Here is a 24,499-nt window from a genome sequence, read left to right on the forward strand (position 1 = left end):
CTCAGAAGTGAAACGCCGTAGCGCCGATGGTAGTGTGGGGTCTCCCCATGTGAGAGTAGGGAACTGCCAGGCATCAATTAAGAAGAACCCCGTACCGAAAGGTGCGGGGTTTTTTGCTTTGTGCGTCATAAAATCAGGGTGGATGGCTTTACAGGCCGCACCCCTCCTTGAAACTTTCTCACCTTCCGCTTGCAGACTCGACATTATTCCCGTTTCTGGGTATCGTTAGCTATCTGGATGTCTAAACGTTTATACGTATGCTGTGAGGATACAAAGCTATGCCGATTCGGGTGCAGGACGAGCTACCAGCCGTCAATTTCTTGCGTGAAGAAAACGTCTTCGTCATGACGACTTCGCGTGCGACAGGTCAGGAAATTCGCCCGCTGAAGGTGCTTATTCTCAATCTGATGCCAAAGAAGATCGAAACAGAAAACCAGTTCCTGCGTCTTCTGTCGAACTCTCCGCTGCAGGTCGATATTCAACTGCTGCGAATTGATGCCCGCGAATCACGCAATACGCCTTCTGAGCACCTGAACAACTTCTACTGTAACTTCGATGACATTCAGGGGGAAAACTTCGACGGCCTGATTGTAACCGGCGCCCCGCTCGGTCTGGTTGAATTTAACGATGTCGCCTACTGGCCGCAGATCAAACAGGTTCTGGAGTGGGCAAAAGATCACGTCACGTCCACGCTGTTTGTCTGTTGGGCGGTACAAGCCGCACTCAATATTCTCTATGGCATCCCCAAGCAAACCCGCACTGAAAAGCTCTCCGGCGTATACGAACACTACATTCTCCATCCACATGCGTTGCTGACGCGTGGGTTTGATGACTCTTTCCTGGCCCCGCATTCTCGCTATGCCGATTTCCCGGCCCAGCTGATTCGTGATTACACCGATCTCGAGATCCTGGCCGAAACGGAAGATGGCGATGCTTATCTGTTTGCCAGCAAGGACAAGCGTATTGCTTTTGTGACCGGACACCCTGAGTACGATCCGCATACTCTCGCGTCAGAGTATTTTCGTGATGTTGAAGCGGGTCTGAATCCGGATGTACCGTACAACTATTTCCCGAAAAACGATCCGCAAAACAAACCGAGAGCAACCTGGCGCAGCCACGGGAATTTGCTTTTCACTAACTGGCTCAACTATTACGTCTACCAGATAACGCCATACGATCTGCGTCACATGAACCCGACGCTGGAGTAATCTTCTGCACCAAACGATCCTAAAGCGTTTCAGCTATTCAAATCAGGCACCTTCGGGTGCCTTTTTTATTTCCGAAATACCACTCATCATTCAATAAAACTTTAATTCCAATAAAATCATATAATTAATTGCATTATGTAATTAAAATGGAAATTGTTTTTGATTTTAGAAAAAATATAGATAGTCTTAATTCTGCTGAGCGAAAACTACCCAACGATCTTTCGTTCGCATCGGGAGCGTGATTTTGGATCTTTGATGAGGAGCAGAGTAATGACTCAACAGGCAACGACGGTCGATGAACTGACCTTTACCCAGCCGTACGGCGAGCAAGAACAGCAGGTTTTGACGCCAGAAGCGGTAGAGTTTCTGACTGAGCTGGTGACCCGCTTTACGCCGCAGCGCAACAAGCTGCTGGCGGCACGCATTCACCAGCAGCAGGAAATTGACGATGGCAAGTTGCCTGGTTTTATTTCGGAAACCGCTTCCATTCGTCGTGGCGAGTGGAAAATTCGCGGAATTCCTGAGGATTTACAGGATCGTCGCGTCGAGATCACCGGTCCGGTAGAGCGCAAAATGGTGATCAACGCCATGAACGCGAACGTGAAGGTCTTTATGGCCGACTTTGAGGACTCGCTGGCACCTGACTGGCGTAAGGTCATAGAAGGGCAGATCAACCTGCGCGATGCCGTGAACGGCACCATAAGCTATACCAACGAAGCCGGAAAAATCTACCAGCTCAAACCGAACCCGGCGGTGCTGATCTGCCGCGTACGCGGTCTGCATTTGCCTGAAAAACACGTTACCTGGCGTGGGGAAGCCATTCCAGGCAGCCTGTTTGATTTCGCACTCTATTTCTTCCACAACTACAAAAATCTGCTGGCAAAAGGCAGCGGCCCCTATTTCTATCTGCCAAAAACGCAGGCCTGGCAGGAAGCGGCCTGGTGGAGCGAGGTCTTCAGCTATGCGGAAGATCGCTTCAACCTGCCGCGCGGCACCATCAAGGCCACGCTGCTGATTGAAACGCTGCCTGCCGTGTTCCAGATGAATGAAATTCTGCACGCCCTGCGCGACCACATTGTCGGCCTGAACTGCGGGCGCTGGGACTATATTTTCAGCTACATCAAAACCCTGAAAAATTATCCCGATCGCGTCCTGCCGGATCGCCAGGTCGTGACCATGGATAAACCGTTCCTGAGCGCCTATTCGCGTCTGCTGATCAAAACCTGCCACAAGCGCGGTGCCTTTGCGATGGGCGGCATGGCGGCGTTTATCCCGAGCAAAGACGCAGAGCGCAACAATCAGGTGCTCAACAAGGTGAAAGCCGACAAAGAGCTTGAAGCCCGTAACGGTCACGACGGGACGTGGATTGCCCACCCTGGCCTGGCCGATACGGCAATGGACGTCTTTAACCGCGTCCTCGGCGACAACAAAAACCAGCTGTTTGTCACGCGTGAAGACGATGCCCCAACGGCTGAAGAACAGCTGCTGGCGCCGTGCGCGGGCGAGCGTACCGAAGAGGGCATGCGCGCCAACATTCGCGTCGCCGTGCAGTACATCGAAGCCTGGATCTCCGGTAACGGCTGCGTGCCGATCTACGGCCTGATGGAAGATGCCGCAACGGCGGAGATTTCTCGCACCTCTATCTGGCAGTGGATCCACCATCAAAAAACCCTCAGCAACGGCAAGCCGGTGACTAAATCCCTGTTCCGCCAGATGCTGGCCGAAGAGATGCGGGTGATTCAGGACGAGCTCGGCGAACACCGCTTCAGCAGCGGACGCTTTGACGACGCTGCGCGCCTGATGGAGCAAATCACCACATCCGATGACTTAATTGACTTCCTGACCCTGCCGGGCTACCGCTTCCTGGCGTAATCCACCACATAACAATATGGAGCATCTGCACATGAAAACCCGTACCCAACAAATCGAAGAACTGAAGAAAGAATGGACACAACCTCGCTGGGAAGGCATCCGCCGTCCTTACAGCGCGGAGGAAGTGGTGAAATTACGCGGCTCGGTTAACCCGGAATGTACGCTGGCGCAGAACGGTGCGGCGAAAATGTGGAAGCTGCTGCACGGTGGTTCCAAAAAGGGCTATATCAACAGCCTCGGGGCGCTGACCGGCGGTCAGGCGCTGCAGCAGGCGAAGGCCGGTATTGAGGCTATCTACCTCTCCGGCTGGCAGGTCGCGGCGGACGCCAACCTGGCCTCCAGCATGTATCCGGATCAGTCGCTCTATCCGGCTAACTCCGTGCCGTCGGTGGTGGATCGGATCAACAACACCTTCCGCCGTGCGGATCAGATCCAGTGGGCCGCCGGTATCGAACCTGACGATCCGCGCTTCATCGACTACTTCCTGCCGATCGTCGCGGATGCGGAAGCGGGCTTCGGCGGCGTGCTGAACGCCTTTGAGCTGATGAAATCGATGATTGAGGCCGGTGCAGCGGCCGTTCACTTCGAAGATCAGCTGGCGTCAGTGAAGAAATGTGGACACATGGGCGGTAAAGTACTCGTTCCAACACAGGAAGCGGTCCAGAAGCTGGTTGCCGCGCGTCTGGCGGCTGACGTGCTCGGCGTGCCGACGCTGGTCATTGCCCGTACCGATGCGGATGCGGCGGACCTGATCACCTCTGACTGCGACCCGTACGACAGCGAGTTCATCACCGGCGAGCGCACCAGCGAAGGGTTCTATCGCACCCATGCGGGTATCGAACAGGCGATCAGCCGCGGGCTGGCGTACGCGTCTTACGCTGACCTGGTCTGGTGCGAAACCTCCACGCCGGATCTGGCGCTGGCAAAACGCTTCGCGGATGCTATTCACGCGAAATACCCGGGCAAACTGCTGGCCTACAACTGCTCGCCGTCCTTTAACTGGCAGAAAAAGCTGGATGACAAAACCATCGCCAGCTTCCAGCAGCAGCTGTCCGACATGGGCTACAAATACCAGTTCATCACCCTGGCGGGCATCCACAGCATGTGGTTCAACATGTTCGACCTGGCCCATGCCTATGCGCAGGGTGAGGGCATGAAGCACTACGTCGAGAAGGTGCAGCAGCCGGAGTTTGCGGCAGGCAAAGACGGTTATACCTTCGTGTCTCACCAGCAGGAGGTGGGCACCGGCTACTTTGATAACGTGACCACCATTATTCAGGGCGGCACCTCCTCCGTCACCGCCTTAACGGGTTCAACGGAAGAAGCACAGTTCTGATGTTTTCCCCCTCTCCCCTTTGGGGAGAGGGTTAGGGTGAGGGGTAAGGGGAATTTATGTCGCGTGGCCTGGAATTACTGATTGCCCAAACTATTTTGCAGGGCTTCGATGCCCAGTATGGTCGTTTTCTTGAAGTGACCTCCGGCGCGCAGCAGCGCTTCGAACATGCTGACTGGCATGCGGTTCAGCAGGCCATGAAGCAGCGTATCCACCTCTACGACCACCATGTGGGTCTGGTGGTGGAGCAGCTGCGCTGTATTACCGACGGTAAAAGTCCGGATGCGGATTTTTTACTGCGCGTGAAGGAGCACTACACCCATTTGTTACCCGACTACCCGCGCTTCGAGATTGCGGAGAGCTTTTTCAACTCCGTCTATTGCCGGTTATTTGACCACCGCTCGTTATCTCCTGAGCGGTTATTTATCTTCAGTTCCCAGCCCGAACGACGCTTTCGAACCATTCCCCGTCCGCTGGCGAAAGATTTCTTTCCCGATCGCGGGTGGGAAAAGCTCCTGCACCGCGTGCTAACGGATCTGCCGCTGCGCCTGCCCTGGGAGAATAAAAGCCGGGATATCAGGTATATTCACGCGCATCTTAGCGAAACCTTCGGTGCGGAGGCGCTCGGCCGCAGCCATCTGCAGGTGGCTAACGAGCTTTTCTACCGCAATAAAGCCGCCTGGCTGGTAGGCAAACTGGTTACGCCGACCGCCATCGTACCGTTTCTGTTACCGATCCACCGTACCGACGACGGGGAACTGTTTGTCGATACCTGCCTGACTACCAGCGCCGAGGCCAGCATCGTATTTGGCTTCGCCCGCTCCTATTTCATGGTATACGCCCCGCTGCCTGCCGCGCTGGTGGAGTGGCTGCGCGAGATCCTGCCGGGTAAAACCACCGCCGAGCTGTATATGGCGATTGGCTGCCAGAAGCACGCCAAAACGGAAAGCTATCGCGAATACCTGCGCTATGTCACCGCGGCCGATGAGCAGTTTATTGAAGCGCCCGGCATTCGCGGCATGGTGATGCTGGTCTTTACGCTGCCGGGCTTCGACCGGGTGTTTAAGGTGATTAAAGACCGGTTCGCACCGCAGAAAGAGATGACCGCCGCGCACGTCCGCGCCTGCTACCAGCTGGTCAAAGAGCATGACCGCGTCGGACGCATGGCGGATACCCAGGAATTCGAAAACTTTGTGCTGGACAAACAGCAGATCGACCCGGCGCTCATGGCGCTACTCATGCAGGAAGCGCCTGCGAAAATCACCGATCTTGGCGACAAAATCGCGATTAGTCATCTCTACATTGAGCGCCGCATGGTGCCGCTGAATATCTGGCTGGAGCAGTCTGAAGGGCAAGCGCTGCGAGATGCCATAGAAGAATACGGCAACGCGATTCGCCAGCTTGCCGCCGCCAATATTTTCCCGGGCGATATGCTGTTTAAAAACTTCGGCGTCACCCGTCACGGGCGGGTAGTGTTCTACGATTACGATGAAATCTGCTACATGACCGAGGTGAATTTTCGCGATATACCACCGCCGCGCTACCCGGAAGATGAGCTTTCCAGCGAGCCGTGGTACAGCGTTTCTCCGGGCGATGTGTTTCCGGAAGAGTTTCGCCACTGGCTGTGCGCCGACCCGCGCATCGGGCCGCTGTTCGAAGAGATGCATGCCGATCTGTTTCGCGCCAGCTACTGGCGCGGACTGCAAACGCGGATCAAAAATGGGCACGTCGAAGATGTGTATGCATACCGCCGCAAGCAGCGGTTTTGCATTAGGTTTTCAGAGGGCATCATGTAGGCCGGGTAAGGCGTAGCCGCCACCCGGCAAAACCCTCTTAACGCATCCCACCGTACGCCAGCGTAACCTCTTTCGCCGCCTTAATCACCAGCGCACCTAACTCAGTCACGCGGTCGTCGGTCATGCGCGAAATCGGCCCGGAGATGGAGATAGCGGCAAACGGTTCGCGGTGCTCGTCAAAAATACAGGACGCCAGGCAGCGCAGCCCCAGGGCATGTTCTTCATCATCAAACGAATAGCCTCGCTTGCGGGTCAGAGCCAGATCTTCTTTCAGATGCACGGGCGATACCAGCGTGGCGTGGGTATAGGCGTGTAGACCTTTACGGTGCAGCAGCCCCGTCACCTGCTCCTCGCTCAGCTGCGAGAGAAACGCTTTCCCCGCCCCGGACGCGTGCATCGGCAGCTTGCCGCCAATCGGTGCGGACATGCGCATCAGCTGCGTGCACTGCACCTGGTCGATAATGATGGCCTGATGGTCGCTCTGGTCCAGTACCGCCAGGTTTACGGTCTCGCCGGACTCCTCCATCAACTTGCGCAGTATCGGGTGCACAATCGCCAGCAGGTTGCGGCTCTGCAGGAAGCTGCTGCCGACGATAAACGCATGCGCGCCCACCGCCCAGTGCCCCAGCTCGCCAACCTGGCGGACAAAACCCAGCTGCTGCATGGTGGTCAGCAGGCGGTGCGTCGTGGAGTTCGGCAGGCCTGCCTGCTGGGCCAGCTCCGTCAGGGCCACGCTGCTGTGCGACTCGGCTATCCACTCCAGCAGCTTCAAACCGCGCGTGAGCGATTGAACCTGTCCGCCCTGCGGTGCGGCGGGTGTGGCAGCAGGTTTTCTGCCGCGTTTAGCGGGAACGGTCGCGACCATGACGATCTCCTTTTTCTGTATCGTGGAAATCATTTTCGTTTTATTTGGTGAATTTGCAACCGTATCCTGACTGATCGGAGGAGTGATGGTGAACATGTCTCATGTTACCGCTGCGCGACTTTTCCACCCTCTGAGATTGTGCCAGTATGGAGCGCAGCCTTTTGGCCTTGTTGAGCGTTGTCGGGAGCAAGTGTGAGCAGCAAAGTAGATCAACTGCGTGCGCAGTTAAATGAACGAATTCTGGTGCTGGACGGCGGCATGGGCACCATGATCCAGGGCTATCGTCTCAGTGAAGACGATTTCCGCGGCGAACGCTTTGCCGACTGGCCGTGCGACCTGAAAGGGAACAACGACCTGCTGGTGCTCAGCAAGCCGTCCGTTATTAAGGATATCCACAACGCCTACTTCGAAGCGGGTGCGGATATTATTGAAACCAACACCTTTAACTCGACAACCATCGCCATGGCGGATTACCAGATGGAATCCCTGTCGGCGGAAATCAACCTGGAAGCCGCGAAGCTGGCGCGCGCCTGTGCCGACGAATGGACGGCCCGCACGCCGGAAAAACCGCGCTACGTTGCCGGGGTGCTTGGCCCAACCAACCGCACCGCCTCAATCTCACCGGACGTCAACGACCCGGCATATCGTAATATCACCTTTGACCAGCTGGTTACGGCCTACCGTGAATCGACCAAAGCGCTGGTGGAAGGCGGTTCCGATCTGATCCTGATTGAAACGGTTTTCGACACCCTCAACGCCAAAGCCGCTATCTATGCGGTAAAAGAAGCGTTCGAGGCGCTGGGCGTTGACCTGCCGATCATGATTTCCGGCACCATCACCGACGCTTCCGGCCGTACCCTGTCCGGCCAGACGACCGAAGCGTTCTATAACTCTCTGCGCCACGCCGACGCGCTCTCCTTCGGCCTGAACTGCGCGCTGGGGCCGGATGAACTGCGCCAGTACGTGCAGGAGCTGTCGCGCATTGCGGAATGCTACGTCACCGCGCACCCGAATGCCGGTCTGCCGAACGCCTTTGGTGAATACGATCTCGACGCCGACACCATGGCGGCGCAAATCCGCGAGTGGGCCGAGTCTGGCTTCCTGAACATCGTCGGCGGCTGCTGCGGCACCACGCCGGAGCACATCGCCGCCATGAGCAACGCCGTGGCCGGGCTGCCGCCGCGCAGGCTGCCCGAGCTTCCCGTTGCCTGTCGTCTGTCCGGCCTTGAGCCGTTAACCATCGGCGACGACAGCCTGTTTGTGAACGTGGGTGAGCGTACTAACGTCACCGGTTCCGCGAAGTTCAAACGCCTGATCAAAGAAGAGAAGTACAGCGAAGCGCTGGACGTTGCCCGCCAGCAGGTGGAAAGCGGCGCGCAGATTATCGATATCAACATGGATGAGGGGATGCTCGACGCCGAGGCGGCGATGGTGCGTTTCCTCAACCTGATTGCCGGTGAGCCGGACATCGCCCGCGTGCCGATCATGATCGACTCCTCCAAGTGGGACGTCATCGAAAAGGGGCTGAAGTGCATTCAGGGTAAAGGCATCGTCAACTCCATCTCGATGAAAGAGGGCGTGGATATCTTCATCCACCACGCGAAAATGGTCCGCCGCTACGGTGCCGCCGTGGTGGTAATGGCCTTTGACGAAGTGGGCCAGGCCGATACCCGCGAGCGCAAAATAGAAATTTGCCGCCGCGCGTACAAGATTTTGACCGAAGAGGTGGGCTTCCCGCCGGAAGACATCATCTTTGACCCAAACATCTTCGCCGTGGCGACCGGCATCGAAGAGCATAATAACTATGCTCAGGACTTTATCGGCGCGTGCGAGGACATCAAGCGCGAGCTGCCGCATGCCCTCATCTCCGGCGGCGTGTCGAACGTGTCATTCTCGTTCCGCGGCAACGACCCGGTGCGTGAAGCGATCCACGCCGTGTTCCTCTACTACGCCATTCGTAACGGGATGGACATGGGGATCGTTAACGCCGGACAGCTGGCCATTTACGACGACCTGCCGGCCGAACTGCGCGACGCGGTAGAAGACGTGATCCTTAACCGCCGCGACGACGCCACCGAGCGCATGCTGGACCTGGCGGAGAAATACCGCGGCAGCAAGTCGGATGAATCGGCCAACGTTCAGCAGGCCGAGTGGCGTTCCTGGGACGTGAAGAAGCGTCTGGAATATTCGCTGGTAAAAGGCATCACCGAGTTTATCGAGCAGGACACCGAAGAGGCGCGCCAGCAGTCAGCCCGCCCGATTGAGGTGATAGAAGGCCCGCTGATGGACGGCATGAACGTGGTCGGCGATCTGTTCGGCGAGGGCAAAATGTTCCTGCCGCAGGTGGTGAAATCCGCCCGCGTGATGAAGCAGGCCGTGGCGTACCTGGAGCCGTTTATCGAGGCCAGCAAGGAGAAAGGTTCCAGCAACGGCAAAATGGTCATCGCTACCGTGAAGGGCGACGTGCACGACATCGGCAAAAACATCGTCGGCGTGGTGCTGCAGTGTAATAACTACGAAATTATCGACCTGGGCGTCATGGTTCCGGCGGATAAAATCCTTAAGACCGCGCGCGAGGTGAACGCCGACCTGATTGGCCTTTCCGGGCTGATCACGCCGTCGCTGGACGAGATGGTCAACGTGGCGAAAGAGATGGAGCGCCAGGGCTTCACCATTCCGCTGCTGATCGGCGGTGCGACCACCTCCAAAGCGCACACGGCGGTGAAGATCGAACAGAACTACAGCGGCCCGACGGTGTACGTGCAGAACGCGTCGCGCACGGTGGGCGTGGTCTCCGCGCTGCTCTCTGATACCCAACGCGACGAGTTTGTGGCGCGCACCCGCAAAGAGTACGAAACCGTCCGCATCCAGCACGGGCGCAAGAAACCGCGTACGCCACCCGTGTCTCTTCAGGCGGCGCGCGACAACGATCTGGCGTTCGACTGGTCCAGCTATACGCCGCCGGTGGCGCACCGCCTGGGCGTGCAGGACGTCACCGCCAGCATCGAAACGCTGCGCAACTACATCGACTGGACGCCGTTCTTTATGACCTGGTCGCTGGCGGGCAAATACCCGCGCATCCTGGAAGATGAGGTGGTGGGTGAAGAGGCGAAGCGCCTGTTTAAAGACGCCAACGCGATGCTCGACACGCTGAGCGCGGAGAAAACCCTCAACCCGCGCGGCGTCGTGGGCCTGTTCCCGGCGAACCGCGTGGGTGACGACATCGAAATTTACCGCGATGAGACCCGCACCCACGTGCTGGCGGTCAGCCGCCATCTGCGCCAGCAAACCGAGAAAGTGGGCTTTGCCAACTACTGCCTGGCCGATTTCGTCGCGCCGAAGCTGGGTGGTAAAGCCGACTATATCGGCGCCTTTGCGGTAACCGGCGGTCTGGAAGAAGATGCCCTGGCGGACGCGTTCGACGCGCAGCACGATGATTACAATAAAATCATGGTGAAAGCGATTGCCGACCGCCTGGCGGAAGCCTTTGCCGAGTACCTCCACGAGCGCGTGCGCAAGGTGCACTGGGGCTACGCGGCGAACGAGAACCTCAGCAATGAGGAACTCATCCGCGAAAATTACCAGGGCATCCGCCCGGCGCCGGGATACCCGGCCTGCCCGGAACACACCGAAAAAGGCACCATCTGGAAACTGCTGGACGTGGAAGCGCATACCGGGATGAAGCTCACCGAGTCGTTTGCCATGTGGCCTGGCGCGTCCGTGTCAGGCTGGTACTTCAGCCACCCGGACAGCAAGTACTTTGCCGTGGCGCAGCTGCAGCGCGATCAGATCGAAGATTACGCCCTGCGCAAAGGCATGAGCGTGTCAGAAGTGGAGCGCTGGCTGGCCCCGAATCTCGGCTACGACGCCGACTAAAATCACTTTTCCTTACAACAAACAGGGCGCTCATTGGGCGCCCTGTCTCTTTCTTACGTTTAAACCCTTATACTGAAAGAAGGTTCTTATCTTTTGCCCGGTGGCGCTGCGCTTACCGGTCCTGTGCGTAGGCCGGATAAGGCGTAGCCGCCATCCGGCAAGACCGCGCGCAGTAAACCTCAGGAAAACACATAACGATAAGGAGGAACACTTTCCGTGCTGACGTTGTTACACCTGCTTTCCGCAGTCGCACTGCTCGTATGGGGCACCCATATCGTCCGTACCGGCGTGATGCGCGTCTTTGGCGCGCGCTTACGTACCGTTCTCAGCAGCAGCGTTGAGAAGAAGCCGCTCGCCTTCTGCGCGGGCATAGGCGTCACGGCGCTGGTTCAGAGCAGCAACGCCACAACCCTGCTCGTCACCTCTTTTGTGGCGCAGGATCTGGTGGCGCTGGCCCCTGCGCTGGTCATTGTGCTGGGCGCCGACGTGGGTACCGCGCTGATGGCGCGTATCCTGACGTTTGACCTCTCCTGGCTGTCGCCGCTGCTGATTTTTATCGGCGTCATTTTCTTCCTTGGCCGCAAGCAGACCCGCGCCGGGCAGCTTGGGCGCGTGGGGATTGGCCTGGGGCTGATCCTGCTGGCGCTCGAACTGATTGTGCAGGCGGTGACCCCGATAACCCAGGCTAACGGCGTTCAGGTCATCTTCGCCTCCCTGACCGGGGACATCATGCTCGACGCGCTTATTGGCGCGGTGTTTGCCATCGTCAGCTACTCCAGCCTGGCGGCGGTCCTGCTGACGGCGACCTTAACCGCCGCCGGAGCAATATCCTTCCCGGTCGCGCTGTGTCTGGTGATCGGGGCTAACCTCGGCTCTGGCCTGCTGGCGATGCTCAACAACAGCGCCGCCAACGCCGCCGCCCGCCGCGTGGCGCTCGGCAGCCTGCTGTTTAAGCTGGTGGGCAGCCTGATAATCCTGCCCTTTGTGCACCCGCTGGCGAACGTGATGGACAGCCTCCCGCTGCCGAAGGCGGAGCTGGTTATCTATTTCCACGTGTTCTACAACCTGGTGCGCTGCCTGGCGATGGTGCCTTTTGCGGCGCCGATGGCCCGCTTCTGCGAACGTCTCATTCAGGATGAACCGGAGCTGGATGCGCGCCTGAAGCCGAAGCATCTGGATACGTCCGCGCTGGATACCCCGGCGCTGGCGCTGGCGAATGCCGCGCGCGAGACGCTGCGCATGGGCGACGCAATGGAAACCATGCTCGAAGGCCTGCAAAAGGTGATGCACGGCGAGCCGCGTGAAGAGAAAGAGCTGCGCCGATTAGCGGACGATATCAACGTGCTTTATACCGCCATTAAACTCTATCTGGCGCGCATGCCGCAGGACGAGCTGGCGGAGGAGGAGTCCCGCCGCTGGGCGGAAATCATTGAGATGTCGCTTAACCTTGAACAGGCCTCCGATATCGTTGAGCGCATGGGCAGCGAGATCGCCGATAAATCGCTGGCCGCACGCCGGGCGTTCTCCGGGGAAGGCCTGAAGGAGCTGGAAGCGCTCCACGAACAGCTGCTGAGCAACCTGAAGCTGGCGATGCTGGTCTTCTTCTCCAGCGACGTGCCGAGCGCGCGACGCCTGCGCCGCAACAAGCACCGTTTCCGCATTCTGAACCGCCGCTACTCGCACGCCCACGTAGAGCGCCTGCATCAGCAGAACGTACAAAGTATCGAGACCAGCTCTTTGCATCTGGGACTGCTGGGGGATATGAAGCGTCTCAACTCGTTGTTCTGCGCGGTGGCGTACAGCGTGATGGAACAGCCGGATGAAGACGACGAGCGGGATGAGTATTAATCTCTGAAAGCGCCTCGCAAAAGCGTTTTGCGGGGCGTGACACCTTATAAAGCGCCATTTACTCTTCAGACCTTACATTTTGAAGGGAATAGAAAATGCTCGTTTATTACGCTACACTTCGCCAATTCATGCGCATTCCGATGGGGGTTCTCATGCGCACTACTCATGGCATCAAAAAATCAGTCAATGTGTCGTTAGCCCCAGAAATTCTCGAAGAGGCGCGACGGCTAAAACTTAATCTTTCTGCTGTACTCACGGCTGCGCTGCAGGAGCAGTTTCGTGAACATCAGCGCGCAGAGTGGTTAGCAGAAAATAAAGCTTCAATCGAGGCTATTAACCAGTGGGTTGATGAAAACGGCGCCTTTGGCGACTTTCAGAGGTCGTTCTGATGGAGCAATATTTTGCTTATGAGAATGAAGGTAAAGGGAAAACGGCCTATCCCTGGCTCATCAATATGCAGCATCCCGTGGCCAATGTGATGAAGCATGTCCTGGTCGCCCCCGCAGTTGAGCTTGTCCATCTGGGAGGCATTAAGCCGCCTGCTAAAGTGTGCCCTGTTGTTGAGATAGCGGGTAAACCCTGCGTGGTTATGATGCATTTGATGGCAGGCATATCGCCAAAAGAGTTAGGCGAGCGCGTCGCCGATCTTACGCAAAACCGGGCTTCATTGCGGGATGCACTCGATTTTTTGATCAACGGTTACTAACACTTTTTTGTCAGCCGCAAGGTGAGGTATATTTCGCCCTTCACAGGAGAAACTATGCTGCCAACTCAATCAACCCGTTTAAACAAATACATTAGCGAGAGCGGGATCTGCTCACGTCGCGAGGCTGACCGTTACATTGAACAAGGTAACGTGTTTCTTAACGGCAAACGCGCCACGATCGGCGATCAGGTGGTGCCTGGCGACGTGGTTAAAGTGAATGGTCAGGTCATCGAACCGCGTGATGCCGAAGACCTGGTGTTTATCGCGTTGAACAAACCGGTTGGGATTGTCAGCACCACGGAGGACGGCGAGCGGGACAACATCGTTGATTTCGTGAACCACAGCAGCCGTATCTTCCCGATTGGCCGTCTGGATAAAGATTCGCAGGGGCTGATTTTCCTCACCAACCACGGCGATCTGGTCAACAAAATCCTACGAGCCGGTAACGACCACGAGAAAGAGTACATTGTGACGGTGAATAAGCCGGTCACGGACGACTTTATTCGCGGCATGGGCGCCGGCGTGCCGATCCTCGGTACCGTCACGAAAAAGTGTAAGGTGAAAAAAGAGGCGCCGTTCGCGTTTCGCATTACCCTGGTACAGGGCTTAAACCGCCAGATTCGCCGCATGTGCGAGCACTTCGGTTATGAAGTGACGAAGCTTGAGCGCACGCGCATCATGAACGTCAGCCTGACCGGCATTCCGCTGGGCGAATGGCGTGACCTGACGGATGATGAACTGATCGAGCTGTTCAAGCTTATCGAGAACTCCTCGTCCGAAGCGAAGCCGAAGGCCAAAGCAAAACCGAAAGCTCAGGCGATTAAACGCCCGGTGGTGAAGGCGCCGCAGGCGGAAGAGAAAGGGCGAGGCAAGCCGGGCAACGGAAAACGTTTTACCCAGCCGGGACGCAAAAAGAAAGGGCGCTGATTAGCGCCTTCCACGGGTAGAGGTACTGGCCGACCACGAAAAGGTGGCCTCTGCATCGGGTTTATAAGCCTGCTCTTTTTTCAGCTTGCGGGCTTTCTTCGCCTCGGCGTCGCGCTGCGCCATCAGCTTATCGATGTACTCTGTTTTAACCTGATTGGTTTCGGCATTCGTCAGCGTGCGGCCATGCGCGATGCGGGTGCGGTCGAGAAGCGTTTTCAGTTCGCGCTGCTCGGCTTCGGTCATGTCTTTCTGGGTCAAACGTGGTGTCGCCATTGCTGAAGCCTCCTGATAGGGAGGCTTCAGTGTAAAGCAAGCCGCGTCAATTAACCCTGCTTCACCGCATCTTTTTTCGTTTGCTCATCAATTGGTTTGCCGGACCAGTAGCCCGCCAGCAGGGAGCCGGAGAGGTTATGCCAGACGGAGAACAGCGCGCCAGGCAGGGCCGCCAGCGGGGAGAAGTAAAGTTTACCGAGCGCCGCCGCCAGGCCGGAGTTCTGCATGCCCACCTCGATTGCCAGCGTGCGGCAGGTTGATTCGTCAAAGCCGAACAGCTTCCCGCCCCAGTAGCCACCCAGCAGGCCAATGGTGTTATGCAGCACCACCGCGACGATCACCACAAATCCGACGGAAGCAATATGCGATGCAGAACCGGCCACCACGGCGCTGATGATCGCCAGAATACAGACCATCGAAAACGCGGGCAGGTACGGTTCAACCCCTTTGACCACGCGCGGGAAAAGATGGTGAATGACCAGCCCCAGCGCAATCGGGATCACCACAATCTGCAGAATGCTCAGCAGCATGCCCATCACGTCCACCTGTATATGCGCGTCCACGTACAGGCGGGTTAACAGCGGCGTGGCAATTACGCCCACCAGCGTGGAAACGGATGAAATAGTGACGGAGAGCGCCACGTCACCTTTCGCCAGATAGATCATGACGTTGGACGCCGTGCCGCTGGCCACGCTGCCCACCAGCACCATCCCGGCGGAGAGGTCGGGCGGCATCTTAAAGGCCATCGCCAGCAGCCACGCCGCGAGCGGCATCACCAGGTAGTGCAGAAATATTCCTGCCGCGACGGGCGCAGGGCGAGACAGCACGCGTTTAAAGTCGTCGATTTTCAGATGCACGCCCATACCGAACATGATCAGCATCAGCAGCGTGGTGACCCACGGGCCAATGCCGGTGAACGTGGTGGGCGTGTAATACGCGAGTACGGAGAGCAGCAGCGCCCATAACGGGAACAGCCGCGTGATGGCGGATAACATAGTGGATTCCTTGCAGTATTGTCGTGTTGTTTAGTTGTAAAAAAGCCGGGTCTGCGCCCGGCTTATTGATATTGTTTAACGTGCTAACGAATTTTATTCAAACAAATTCTGATGAAGTTTCTGCACGACCTGCTCGGCCTGGTCGGCCGGGACCAGGAAGCAGAGGTTATAGCTGGATGCGCCGTAGCAGATCATGCGGATGTTGAACGGGTCGAGCACGCCAAACACCTCTTTGCCCACGCCGCAGGCGCGCGACAGCTTGTTGCCAATGATGGCAACCAGCGCCAGGTCTTCTTCCACTTCCACGCGGCACAGTTCAGACAGCTCAATCAGCAGCGACTGGGTCAGCAGCGTGTCGCCGGTGGAGGTCGAGCCGGTGGTATCCAGCGTCAGCGCAATGCTCACTTCAGAGGTGGTGATCAGATCCACCGAGATATTGTGGCGCGCGAGAATGCCAAACACTTCCGCCAGGAAGCCGCGAGAGTGCAGCATATTGTGGCTGTGCAGCGTCACCAGCGTCTGGCGACGGCGCAGGGCCAGGGCGCGGAACAGCGGCGGGTTTTCCGTTTTCTTGCAGACCAGCGTCCCGCCCGCTTTCGGATCTTTGCTGGAGCCGACGAAGACCGGAATATCGCTGCGCACGGCAGGCAGCAGCGTGGCCGGGTGCAGCACCTTCGCGCCGAAGGTGGCCATTTCCGCCGCCTCTTCAAAGGCGATCACATCAATACGTTTCGCCGCGGAAACGACGCGCGGGTCGGTGGTGTAAATGCCCGGAACGTCAGTCCAGATATCCACGCGCGTGGCGTGCAGGGCTTCACCCAGCAGCGCGGCGGTGTAGTCGCTGCCGCCGCGGCCAAGCGTGGTGGTGCGGCCTTTGGCTTCACTGCCGATAAAGCCCTGGGTGATCACGATGCCGTCTGCCAGACGCGGGGCCAGCTGCTGACTGGTCAGCTCCGCCAGCGCCTCAACGTCCGGCTCGGCGCGGCCAAAGCGGTCGCTGGTGCGCATGATTTTACGCACGTCAAACCACTGCGCCTGAACGCTACGCTCGCGCATGATTTCAACAAACAGCAGGGTGGACATCAGCTCGCCGTGGCTGACCAGCTCGTCGGTCAGGGCGGTGGAGGTGGCCAGAGACGCCGCTTCTGCCAGGGTAGTGATATTTTCCAGCAGGCGTTCCACTTCTTCGCGGATCACGTTCGGGTTCTGCAGACGCTCAAGGATGTTGAACTGAATTTTGCGCAGTGCATCCAGCTTCACGAAACGTTCTGTCGCTTCCAGTCCTTCAGACAGAGAAACCAGCAGGTTCGTCACCCCGGCGGAGGCAGACAGCACCACCAGGCGGGTATTCGGATCGGCCAGCACCACATCGGCGCTGCGGTTCATGGCATCGTAATCGGCCACACTGGTGCCGCCAAATTTGGCGACCACAAAACTCGTCATAACAACCTCGTGTCAGGGAATGAATAAGCGACCTTGGCACAAGAGTGAAACGAAAACAGGTGCAGGCGCAAAATACGGCCCTATAAATAAAATGCGGGGGAGGTCCTGTCAATGCTGGGATTATGCGGATTTTTTATGGGGGGGTACCCCTGAGAAACAGGACTTATAACAGCGCCAGATTTTATGCTCCGTTTTACCCTGTTTTGACCGACATTTCGCCGCCCCGGGAAGGCGCTTCAGCAGCTATACTTTTCGGGTCTTTTCACCTGTGTTTGATGCAGGCCAGGGCAATGGCATAAAAACCATCACAATTTTTATTTGCAGGCGCTACAATCGACCGCAGTCACAATTCTCAAATCAGAAGAGTATTGCTAATGAAAAACATCAACCCAACGCAGACCGCTGCCTGGCAGGCACTCCAGAAACATTTTGATGAAATGAAAGACGTCACCATCGCGGATCTGTTCGCGAAAGATGCCGATCGTTTCTCTAAGTTCTCCGCGACCTTCGACGACCTGATGCTGGTGGATTTCTCTAAAAACCGCATTACCGAAGAGACGCTGGCAAAGCTGCAGGATCTGGCGAAAGAAACCGAGCTGGCGGACGCCATCAAATCCATGTTCTCCGGTGAGAAAATTAACCGCACCGAAGACCGTGCCGTGCTGCACGTGGCCCTGCGTAACCGTAGCAATACGCCAATCATCGTTGACGGCAAAGACGTCATGCCGGAAGTGAACGCGGTGCTGGAAAAGATGAAAACCTTCTCCGAAGCGATCATCTCCGGCAGCTGGAAAGGCTATACCGGCAAAGCGATCACCGACGTGGTAAACATCGGTATCGGCGGTTCTGACCTCGGTCCGTTCATGGTGACCGAAGCGCTGCGCCCGTACAAAAACCACCTCAATATGCATTTCGTGTCTAACGTCGACGGTACCCACATCGCTGAAGTGCTGAAGAACGTGAATCCGGAAACCACCCTGTTCCTGGTTGCCTCCAAAACCTTCACCACCCAGGAAACCATGACCAACGCCCACAGCGCGCGCGACTGGTTCCTGAAAACCGCGGGCGACAACAAGCACGTGGCGAAACACTTCGCGGCGCTGTCTACCAACGGTAAAGCGGTCAGCGAGTTCGGCATTGATACCGCGAACATGTTCGAGTTCTGGGACTGGGTCGGCGGCCGCTACTCTCTGTGGTCTGCGATTGGCCTGTCCATCATCCTGTCCGTGGGCTTCGACAACTTCGTTGAGCTGCTCTCCGGCGCGCACGCGATGGATAAACACTTCTCCACGACCGCACCAGAGAAAAACCTGCCGGTGCTGCTGGCGCTGATCGGTATCTGGTACAACAACTTCTTCGGCGCTGAAACCGAAGCGATCCTGCCGTATGACCAGTATATGCACCGCTTTGCGGCCTACTTCCAGCAGGGCAACATGGAATCCAACGGTAAATACGTTGACCGTAACGGCAACGCGGTGGATTACCAGACTGGCCCAATCATCTGGGGCGAGCCGGGCACCAACGGTCAGCATGCCTTCTACCAGCTGATCCACCAGGGCACCAAAATGGTACCGTGCGATTTCATCGCCCCAGCTATCACCCATAACCCGCTGTCTGACCACCATCCGAAGCTGCTGTCGAACTTCTTCGCGCAGACCGAAGCGCTGGCGTTTGGTAAATCCCGTGAAGTCGTTGAGCAGGAATACCGTGACCAGGGTAAAGATCCGGCTACCCTGGAGCACGTTGTGCCGTTCAAAGTGTTCGAAGGCAACCGCCCAACCAACTCTATCCTGCTGCGCGAAATCACGCCGTTCAGCCTGGGCGCGCTGATTGCCCTGTACGAGCACAAAATCTTCACGCAGGGCGCGATCCTGAACATCTTCACCTTTGACCAGTGGGGCGTTGAGCTGGGCAAACAGCTGGCAAACCGTATTCTGCCAGAGCTGGGTGACGATAAAGCGATTACCAGCCACGACAGCTCGACAAATGGTCTGATCAACCGTTATAAAGCCTGGCGTGCGTAATTAAAACGCTATGAAAACGTGCCGGCTTAATGCCGGCATTTTTTTATCGGATAATTCCTGATGTCTGTTAGTTAACTCAAATTCTGGCTCTGAGTTTAATCCGAAAAAGACGCTTAACCCGTTAATTGCTGCGGTTTATTTTAAGAAAATACGCAGAAGATAAATAATATGTTTATATTATAACACATTGTTTTGTATGCGTTATTTATTTTTATTATTTGCCTTTCATTTCGATTTTATCCATTAATCTGAAAACCTTACCCCTATTTCCCCGTACGGCAAACCCACGGCTTGAGTTGTGTATACTCGATTCCGCCTGAAATTCTTTTCGGGCAAATCTCCATTCATTCATTGAAGGGAAATTGTTATGAAGAAAGTACTGTATGGCATTTTTGCCATATCTGCGCTTGCGGCGACATCTGTCTATGCAGCTCCGGTTCAGGTCGGGGAAGCAGCAGGGTCGGCAGCGACGTCTGCGTCTGCGGGAAGTTCTACCGCAGCCAGCACCAGCACCGTAAGTTCAGCCGTGGGTGTCGCGCTGGCGGCAACCGGTGGCGGTGATGGCTCCAACACCGGAACCACGACCACCACGACAACCAGCACCCAGTAATAGCGGGTGTTTTAATCATAACCACACTTCGGTGTGGTTATTTCGCCCCTTCGGAGAAGAGTCGTGAAGCGACCTGCAATCATTCTGATTTGCCTGCTGCTGCAGGCGTGCTCGGCCACCACTAAAGGGCTGGGACATTCCCTGTGGGAAAGCCTGTTCGGCACACCGGGCGTGCATCTGACCGATGACGAACTGCAAAACATGCCTTATGCCAGCCAGTACATGCAGCTTAACGATGGCCCGCAGCTGTTTGTGGTGCTCGCTTTCGATGAAAACGGGCAGCAGAAATGGGTGACGCAGGATCAGGCCACCATCGTGACGCAGCATGGCCGCATAGTGAAAACGCTGCTCGGCGGTGACAACCTGCTGGAGGTGAATAATGTCGCCGACGACCCGCTGATCAAGCCGAACCAGATCGTCGACGGCGCAGGCTGGACGCGCACGATGGGCTGGACCGAACACAAGCAGGTGCGTTACGCCACGGCGCGCTCGACCTTTCGCTGGGACGGCACCGACAGCGTGAAGGTCGGCAGCGACGAAACGCAGGTTCGCGTGCTGGATGAAGAGGTCACCACCGACCAGGCCACCTGGCACAACCGCTTCTGGATCGACGAGGAAGGGCATATCCGCCAGTCCTTGCAGTATCTCGGTGCCGGATTCTTCCCGGTGAAAACCACGCTGATCAAGGCCGCAAAATCATGAGAACAATTATCCGCGTTGCGCTAATTGCGAGCCTTGCAACCCCTGCGGCATGGTCCGCAGGGACGGTGAAGGTTTACACGCCGGACAGTGAAAAACCGAAAACGCTGACCCACGCCGAGCATCTGCTCGATCTCGTCGGGCAGCCAAGGCTTGCCAACAGCTGGTGGCCGGGCGCGGTAATCGCCGAACGGCAGAAGACTATTGAAGCGGAACAGCAGCACAAGGCGCTTCTTGCCAGGCTGACGGGGCTGGCAGAGCAGGAAGACGGCGACGATGCGGCGGCCATTAACAGCGTCCGCCAGCAGCTGCAGGCGCTGAAGGTGACGGGCCGTCAGACGGTGAATCTTGACCCGGACGAGGTGCGCGTTACGGAAAACGGCAACCCGACGCTGGAAGGGGAGTATACGCTCTGGCTTCCGGCGAAGCCGACGACGGTGACCGTGATGGGGCTTATCAGCAGCCCGGGTAACAAGCCCTTTACGCCGGGACGCGACGTGGCGAGCTATCTCGACGAGCAGAGCCTGCTGAGCGGTGCCGATAACAGCTACGCCTGGGTGGTTTACCCTGACGGGCATACGCAAAAAGCGCCGGTGGCTTACTGGAACAAGCGCCATATCGAACCTATGCCGGGCAGCATCATTTTTGTCGGTTTTGCCGACCATTTCTGGACGAAGGCGTATGACGGGCTTAACGCCGATATCCTTCACTCCCTGATTCAGCGGATACCGGAATAATGAAAAGAACCTATCTCTACAGCATGCTGGCGCTCTGCGTGAGTGCCGCCTGCCATGCAGAAACGTATCCGGCACCCGTTGGCCCGTCTCAGTCAGACTTCGGCGGCGTCGGTTTACTGCAAACCCCCACCGCGCGGATGGCGCGCGAAGGGGAAATCAGCCTTAACTACCGCGATAACGACCAGTACCGCTACTACTCGGCGTCGGTGCAGCTGTTCCCGTGGCTTGAAACCACGCTGCGCTATACCGACGTGCGCACGAAACAGTACAGCAGCGTGGAGGCGTTCTCCGGCGATCAGACCTACAAAGATAAAGCCTTCGACCTTAAGCTGCGCCTGTGGGAAGAGAGCTACTGGATGCCGCAGGTCTCCGTGGGGGCCAAAGATATCGGCGGGACCGGCCTGTTTGACGCGGAATACATTGTGGCCAACAAAGCCTGGGGGCCGTTCGATTTCTCGCTCGGGCTGGGCTGGGGCTATCTGGGCACCAGCGGCAACGTAAAAAACCCGTTATGCTCCTACAGCGATAAATATTGCTACCGCGATAACAGCTATAAAAAAGCCGGTTCAATTAACGGCGATCAGATGTTTCACGGCCCGGCGTCGCTGTTTGGCGGCGTGGAATACCAGACGCCGTGGCAGCCGCTGCGCCTGAAGCTGGAGTACGAAGGGAATGACTATTCCCAGGAATTCGCCGGAAAGATTGAGCAAAAGAGCAAGTTTAACGTCGGCGCCATTTATCGCGTCGCCGACTGGGCCGACGTTAACCTCAGCTACGAGCGCGGCAATACGGTGATGTTTGGCTTCACGCTGCGCACCAACTTTAACGACATGCGGCCGCACTACAACGATAACGCGCGGCCTGCCTACCGGCCGGAGCCGCAGGATGCCATTTTGCAGCACTCCGTGGTGGCAAACCAGCTGACGCTGCTTAAATACAATGCCGGTCTGGCGGATCCAAAGATTCAGACCAAAGGCGATACGCTTTACGTCACCGGCGAGCAGGTGAAATACCGCGACTCGCGCGAAGGGATCGAGCGCGCCAACCGGATCGTCATGAACGATCTGCCGGAGGGGATCCGCACGATCCGCGTGACGGAAAACCGCCTCAACCTGCCACAGGTCACCACCGAAACGGACGTTGCCAGCCTGAAGCGCCACCTGGAAGGCGAACCGCTCGGGCATGAAACCGAGCTGGTGCAAAAACGCGTTGAGCCGGTGGTGCCCGAGACCACCGAGCAGGGCTGGTATATCGACAGATCGCGCTTCGATTTCCATATCGATCCGGTGCTGAACCAGTCCGTCGGCGGGCCGGAAAACTTCTACATGTATCAGCTGGGCGTCATGGCGACGGCGGATCTGTGGCTTACCGACCACCTGCTGACTACCGGCAGCCTGTTCGGCAACATTGCCAACAACTACGACAAGTTCAACTACACCAACCCGCCAAAAGACTCAACGCTGCCGCGCGTGCGTACCCGCGTGCGTGAATACGTGCAGAACGATGCCTACGTGAATAACCTGCAGGCCAACTACTTCCAGTACTTCGGCAATGGCTTCTACGGCCAGGTGTACGGCGGCTATCTGGAAACCATGTACGGCGGCGCGGGGGCGGAAGTGCTTTATCGCCCTGTCGACAGCAACTGGGCGTTCGGGATTGACGCCAACTACGTCAAGCAGCGCGACTGGCGCAGCGCGCAGGATATGATGAAGTTCACCGACTACAGCGTCAAAACGGGCCATCTGACCGCCTACTGGACGCCGTCGTTCGCCCCTGACGTGCTGGTAAAAGCCAGCGTCGGCCAGTACCTGGCGGGCGATAAGGGCGGCACGCTGGATATCTCTAAACACTTCGACAGCGGCGTTGTGGTGGGCGGCTATGCCACCATCACCAACGTCTCGCCGGACGAATACGGGGAAGGGGACTTCACCAAAGGGGTCTACGTGTCGATTCCGCTGGATCTGTTCTCCTCAGGCCCAACCCGCAGCCGTGCGGCGGTTGGCTGGACGCCGCTGACGCGTGACGGCGGTCAGCAGCTTGGACGCAAGTTCCAGCTGTATGACATGACGAGCGATAAGAATATTAACTTCCGCTAATGCTTCACGCCGGGCGGCACTGCGTTTGCCCGGCCTACGGTTTTTGTAGGCCCGGTAAGCGCAGCGCCACCGGGCGAATCACAAGCGGCGCAGCAGCCTCGCCGGGTTACCGGCATAGACACCTTTATCGACGATCGATTTGGTCACCACGCTTCCCGCGCCAATCACCGCGCCATCGCAGATGGAGACCGCAAGGATGGTGGCACCGCTGCCTATCGATACGTCATTCCCCACGGTAATGCGTCCCCAGCTGTTCCGGTCAGCATTGGGTTTGCCTTCGCGGAACATATCGTTGGCAAACATCACGCCATGGCCAACAAAGCAACGCTTACCGATGGTCACATACTCACAGATGAAGGTGTGCGACTGAATTTTGCTGTCGTCACCAATGCAGGTATTGCCCTGGATTTAAACAAACGGGCCGACGAACACGCGGTTGCCGAGCACGCAGTCATAAAGATTGGCGGGTTCGTAAAGGGTGACATTTTCACCACAGGTTACGTTGCGTACCCCGGTTGGTTTACGATCCATCGGTTACCTCCCTACATAAAACATAATTAAAAAATATAGATCTCCGTCACATTTTTGCGTTATACAGAAACCTCGCCCTGGAGAATGAGGTGCTGTATGACATCCCTGACTCGCCCGCGCGTTGAGTTTATCTCAACTGTCCTCCAGACCGTGCTGAACCTCGGTCTGTTGAGCCTTGGCCTGATATTGGTCGTCTTTTTGGGTAAAGAGACGGTGCATCTGGCGGATGTGCTGTTTGCCCCTGAACAAACCAGCAAATATGCGCTGGTGGAAGGCCTGGTGGTCTACTTTCTCTACTTTGAATTTATCGCCCTGATTGTGAAGTATTTTCAGTCCGGCTTTCACTTCCCGCTGCGCTATTTTGTCTACATCGGGATCACCGCGATTGTGCGGCTGATCATCGTCGATCATAAATCTCCCCTCGACGTCCTGATCTACTCGGCGGCGATCCTGCTGCTGGTGATCACGCTCTGGCTGTGCAATTCGAAGCGGCTGAAACGCGAATAAAAAAATGGCGGCCCGAAGGCCGCCTAACAACAGTCACAAGTTTACTCTTCATATTTTACGCTGCTGATGCGTTGGCTGCGTTCGCTCACCCCAGTCACTTACTTTAGTAAGCTCCTGGGGATTCACTCACTTGCCGCCTTCCAGCACCGCAAA

General features: G+C 57.1%; 20 protein-coding genes and 1 pseudogene. 15 read left to right on the forward strand and 6 right to left on the reverse strand.

Features of this window, described 5'->3' with window-relative positions:
- Nucleotides 1–204, reverse strand: a 204-nt coding sequence (locus tag ACMWKK_RS21285; RefSeq protein ID WP_406542926.1) for a hypothetical protein, incomplete at its 3' end; no start/stop codon positions are given.
- Between the two features lie 74 nt (nt 205–278).
- On the opposite strand from ACMWKK_RS21285, the gene metA reads away from it, so the two are divergent.
- From metA to aceK, 4 genes are all read left to right on the forward strand, one after another.
- Complete coding sequence (gene metA / locus ACMWKK_RS21290) at nt 279–1,208, forward strand: homoserine O-acetyltransferase MetA (RefSeq protein ID WP_045328960.1); 930 nt, start codon at nt 279–281, stop codon at nt 1,206–1,208.
- Nucleotides 1,209–1,478: 270 nt separating this feature from the next.
- Nucleotides 1,479–3,080, forward strand: a complete 1,602-nt coding sequence (gene aceB, locus ACMWKK_RS21295; protein ID WP_045328958.1) for a malate synthase A — start codon at nt 1,479–1,481, stop codon at nt 3,078–3,080.
- A gap of 31 nt (nt 3,081–3,111) precedes the next feature.
- A complete protein-coding gene (aceA, locus tag ACMWKK_RS21300; protein WP_112780375.1) occupies nt 3,112–4,416 on the forward strand; it encodes an isocitrate lyase in 1,305 nt (434 codons plus the stop codon).
- Nucleotides 4,417–4,472: 56 nt separating this feature from the next.
- Entirely contained in the window at nt 4,473–6,209 is a 1,737-nt protein-coding gene (gene aceK, locus ACMWKK_RS21305) for a bifunctional isocitrate dehydrogenase kinase/phosphatase (RefSeq protein ID WP_112780376.1), read from the forward strand.
- 37 nt (nt 6,210–6,246) lie between these two features.
- On the opposite strand, the gene iclR is transcribed toward aceK, so the two are convergent.
- Complete coding sequence (gene iclR / locus ACMWKK_RS21310) at nt 6,247–7,074, reverse strand: glyoxylate bypass operon transcriptional repressor IclR (protein WP_139156886.1); 828 nt, start codon at nt 7,072–7,074, stop codon at nt 6,247–6,249.
- A gap of 192 nt (nt 7,075–7,266) precedes the next feature.
- Between iclR and metH the strand changes: the two genes are divergently transcribed.
- The 5 genes from metH to rluF all read left to right on the forward strand — a co-directional run bounded on the left by metH (nt 7,267) and on the right by rluF (nt 14,431).
- Nucleotides 7,267–10,950 carry a methionine synthase gene (gene metH / locus ACMWKK_RS21315; protein ID WP_112780377.1) on the forward strand — a complete coding sequence of 1,228 codons (3,684 nt, stop codon included), beginning with the start codon at nt 7,267–7,269 and terminating at the stop codon, nt 10,948–10,950.
- 216 nt (nt 10,951–11,166) lie between these two features.
- Nucleotides 11,167–12,798, forward strand: coding sequence for a Na/Pi cotransporter family protein (locus tag ACMWKK_RS21320; RefSeq protein WP_045328947.1), 1,632 nt, complete (start codon nt 11,167–11,169; stop codon nt 12,796–12,798).
- A 95-nt stretch (nt 12,799–12,893) separates the two neighbouring features.
- Nucleotides 12,894–13,187 carry a type II toxin-antitoxin system CcdA family antitoxin gene (locus ACMWKK_RS21325; protein WP_112780378.1) on the forward strand — a complete coding sequence of 98 codons (294 nt, stop codon included), beginning with the start codon at nt 12,894–12,896 and terminating at the stop codon, nt 13,185–13,187.
- Complete coding sequence (locus ACMWKK_RS21330; RefSeq protein ID WP_112780379.1) at nt 13,187–13,504, forward strand: CcdB family protein; 318 nt, start codon at nt 13,187–13,189, stop codon at nt 13,502–13,504. The genes ACMWKK_RS21325 and ACMWKK_RS21330 overlap by 1 nt, the downstream gene beginning before the upstream one ends.
- A gap of 54 nt (nt 13,505–13,558) precedes the next feature.
- On the forward strand, nt 13,559–14,431 hold the full coding sequence (gene rluF, locus ACMWKK_RS21335; protein WP_161656554.1) for a 23S rRNA pseudouridine(2604) synthase RluF: 873 nt from the start codon (nt 13,559–13,561) through the stop codon (nt 14,429–14,431).
- Here rluF and ACMWKK_RS21340 read toward each other — a convergent pair whose 3' ends face one another.
- The 3 genes from ACMWKK_RS21340 to lysC all read right to left on the reverse strand — a co-directional run bounded on the left by ACMWKK_RS21340 (nt 14,432) and on the right by lysC (nt 17,142).
- On the reverse strand, nt 14,432–14,704 hold the full coding sequence (locus ACMWKK_RS21340; protein ID WP_112780381.1) for a DUF3811 domain-containing protein: 273 nt from the start codon (nt 14,702–14,704) through the stop codon (nt 14,432–14,434). It lies immediately after the preceding gene.
- 50 nt (nt 14,705–14,754) lie between these two features.
- Nucleotides 14,755–15,699, reverse strand: a complete 945-nt coding sequence (gene panS, locus ACMWKK_RS21345) for a ketopantoate/pantoate/pantothenate transporter PanS (RefSeq protein ID WP_112780382.1) — start codon at nt 15,697–15,699, stop codon at nt 14,755–14,757.
- A gap of 93 nt (nt 15,700–15,792) precedes the next feature.
- Complete coding sequence (gene lysC / locus ACMWKK_RS21350; protein ID WP_045328939.1) at nt 15,793–17,142, reverse strand: lysine-sensitive aspartokinase 3; 1,350 nt, start codon at nt 17,140–17,142, stop codon at nt 15,793–15,795.
- A gap of 374 nt (nt 17,143–17,516) precedes the next feature.
- On the opposite strand from lysC, the gene pgi reads away from it, so the two are divergent.
- The 5 genes from pgi (at nt 17,517) to ACMWKK_RS21375 (ending at nt 23,308) form a co-directional block, all read left to right on the forward strand.
- The gene (gene pgi, locus ACMWKK_RS21355) at nt 17,517–19,166 is read left to right on the forward strand and encodes a glucose-6-phosphate isomerase (protein WP_045328938.1); all 1,650 of its coding nucleotides are present in this window, start codon (nt 17,517–17,519) and stop codon (nt 19,164–19,166) included.
- A 367-nt stretch (nt 19,167–19,533) separates the two neighbouring features.
- Complete coding sequence (gene yjbE / locus ACMWKK_RS21360; RefSeq protein WP_013095034.1) at nt 19,534–19,776, forward strand: exopolysaccharide production protein YjbE; 243 nt, start codon at nt 19,534–19,536, stop codon at nt 19,774–19,776.
- A gap of 63 nt (nt 19,777–19,839) precedes the next feature.
- Nucleotides 19,840–20,478: a YjbF family lipoprotein gene (locus tag ACMWKK_RS21365; RefSeq protein WP_045328936.1), complete on the forward strand. Its 639-nt coding sequence runs from the start codon at nt 19,840–19,842 to the stop codon at nt 20,476–20,478.
- Nucleotides 20,475–21,212, forward strand: a complete 738-nt coding sequence (locus ACMWKK_RS21370) for a capsule biosynthesis GfcC D2 domain-containing protein (RefSeq protein ID WP_112780383.1) — start codon at nt 20,475–20,477, stop codon at nt 21,210–21,212. Before ACMWKK_RS21365 ends, ACMWKK_RS21370 begins: the two co-directional genes overlap by 4 nt.
- Nucleotides 21,212–23,308: a YjbH domain-containing protein gene (locus tag ACMWKK_RS21375; protein ID WP_045328932.1), complete on the forward strand. Its 2,097-nt coding sequence runs from the start codon at nt 21,212–21,214 to the stop codon at nt 23,306–23,308. Before ACMWKK_RS21370 ends, ACMWKK_RS21375 begins: the two co-directional genes overlap by 1 nt.
- Nucleotides 23,309–23,386: 78 nt before the next feature.
- Here the strand turns inward: ACMWKK_RS21375 and ACMWKK_RS21380 are convergent.
- Nucleotides 23,387–23,839 (reverse strand): annotated as a pseudogene (locus ACMWKK_RS21380) (acyltransferase).
- A 96-nt stretch (nt 23,840–23,935) separates the two neighbouring features.
- Here ACMWKK_RS21380 and psiE point away from each other — a divergent pair.
- Nucleotides 23,936–24,346 carry a phosphate-starvation-inducible protein PsiE gene (gene psiE, locus ACMWKK_RS21385; RefSeq protein ID WP_021242727.1) on the forward strand — a complete coding sequence of 137 codons (411 nt, stop codon included), beginning with the start codon at nt 23,936–23,938 and terminating at the stop codon, nt 24,344–24,346.
- Nucleotides 24,347–24,499 lie beyond the last annotated feature (153 nt).

The sequence above is a fragment of the Enterobacter sp. 01-M-03-SI-ECC genome (genome assembly GCF_047530215.1).
GTDB classification, from domain to species: Bacteria; Pseudomonadota; Gammaproteobacteria; order Enterobacterales; family Enterobacteriaceae; genus Enterobacter; species Enterobacter chengduensis.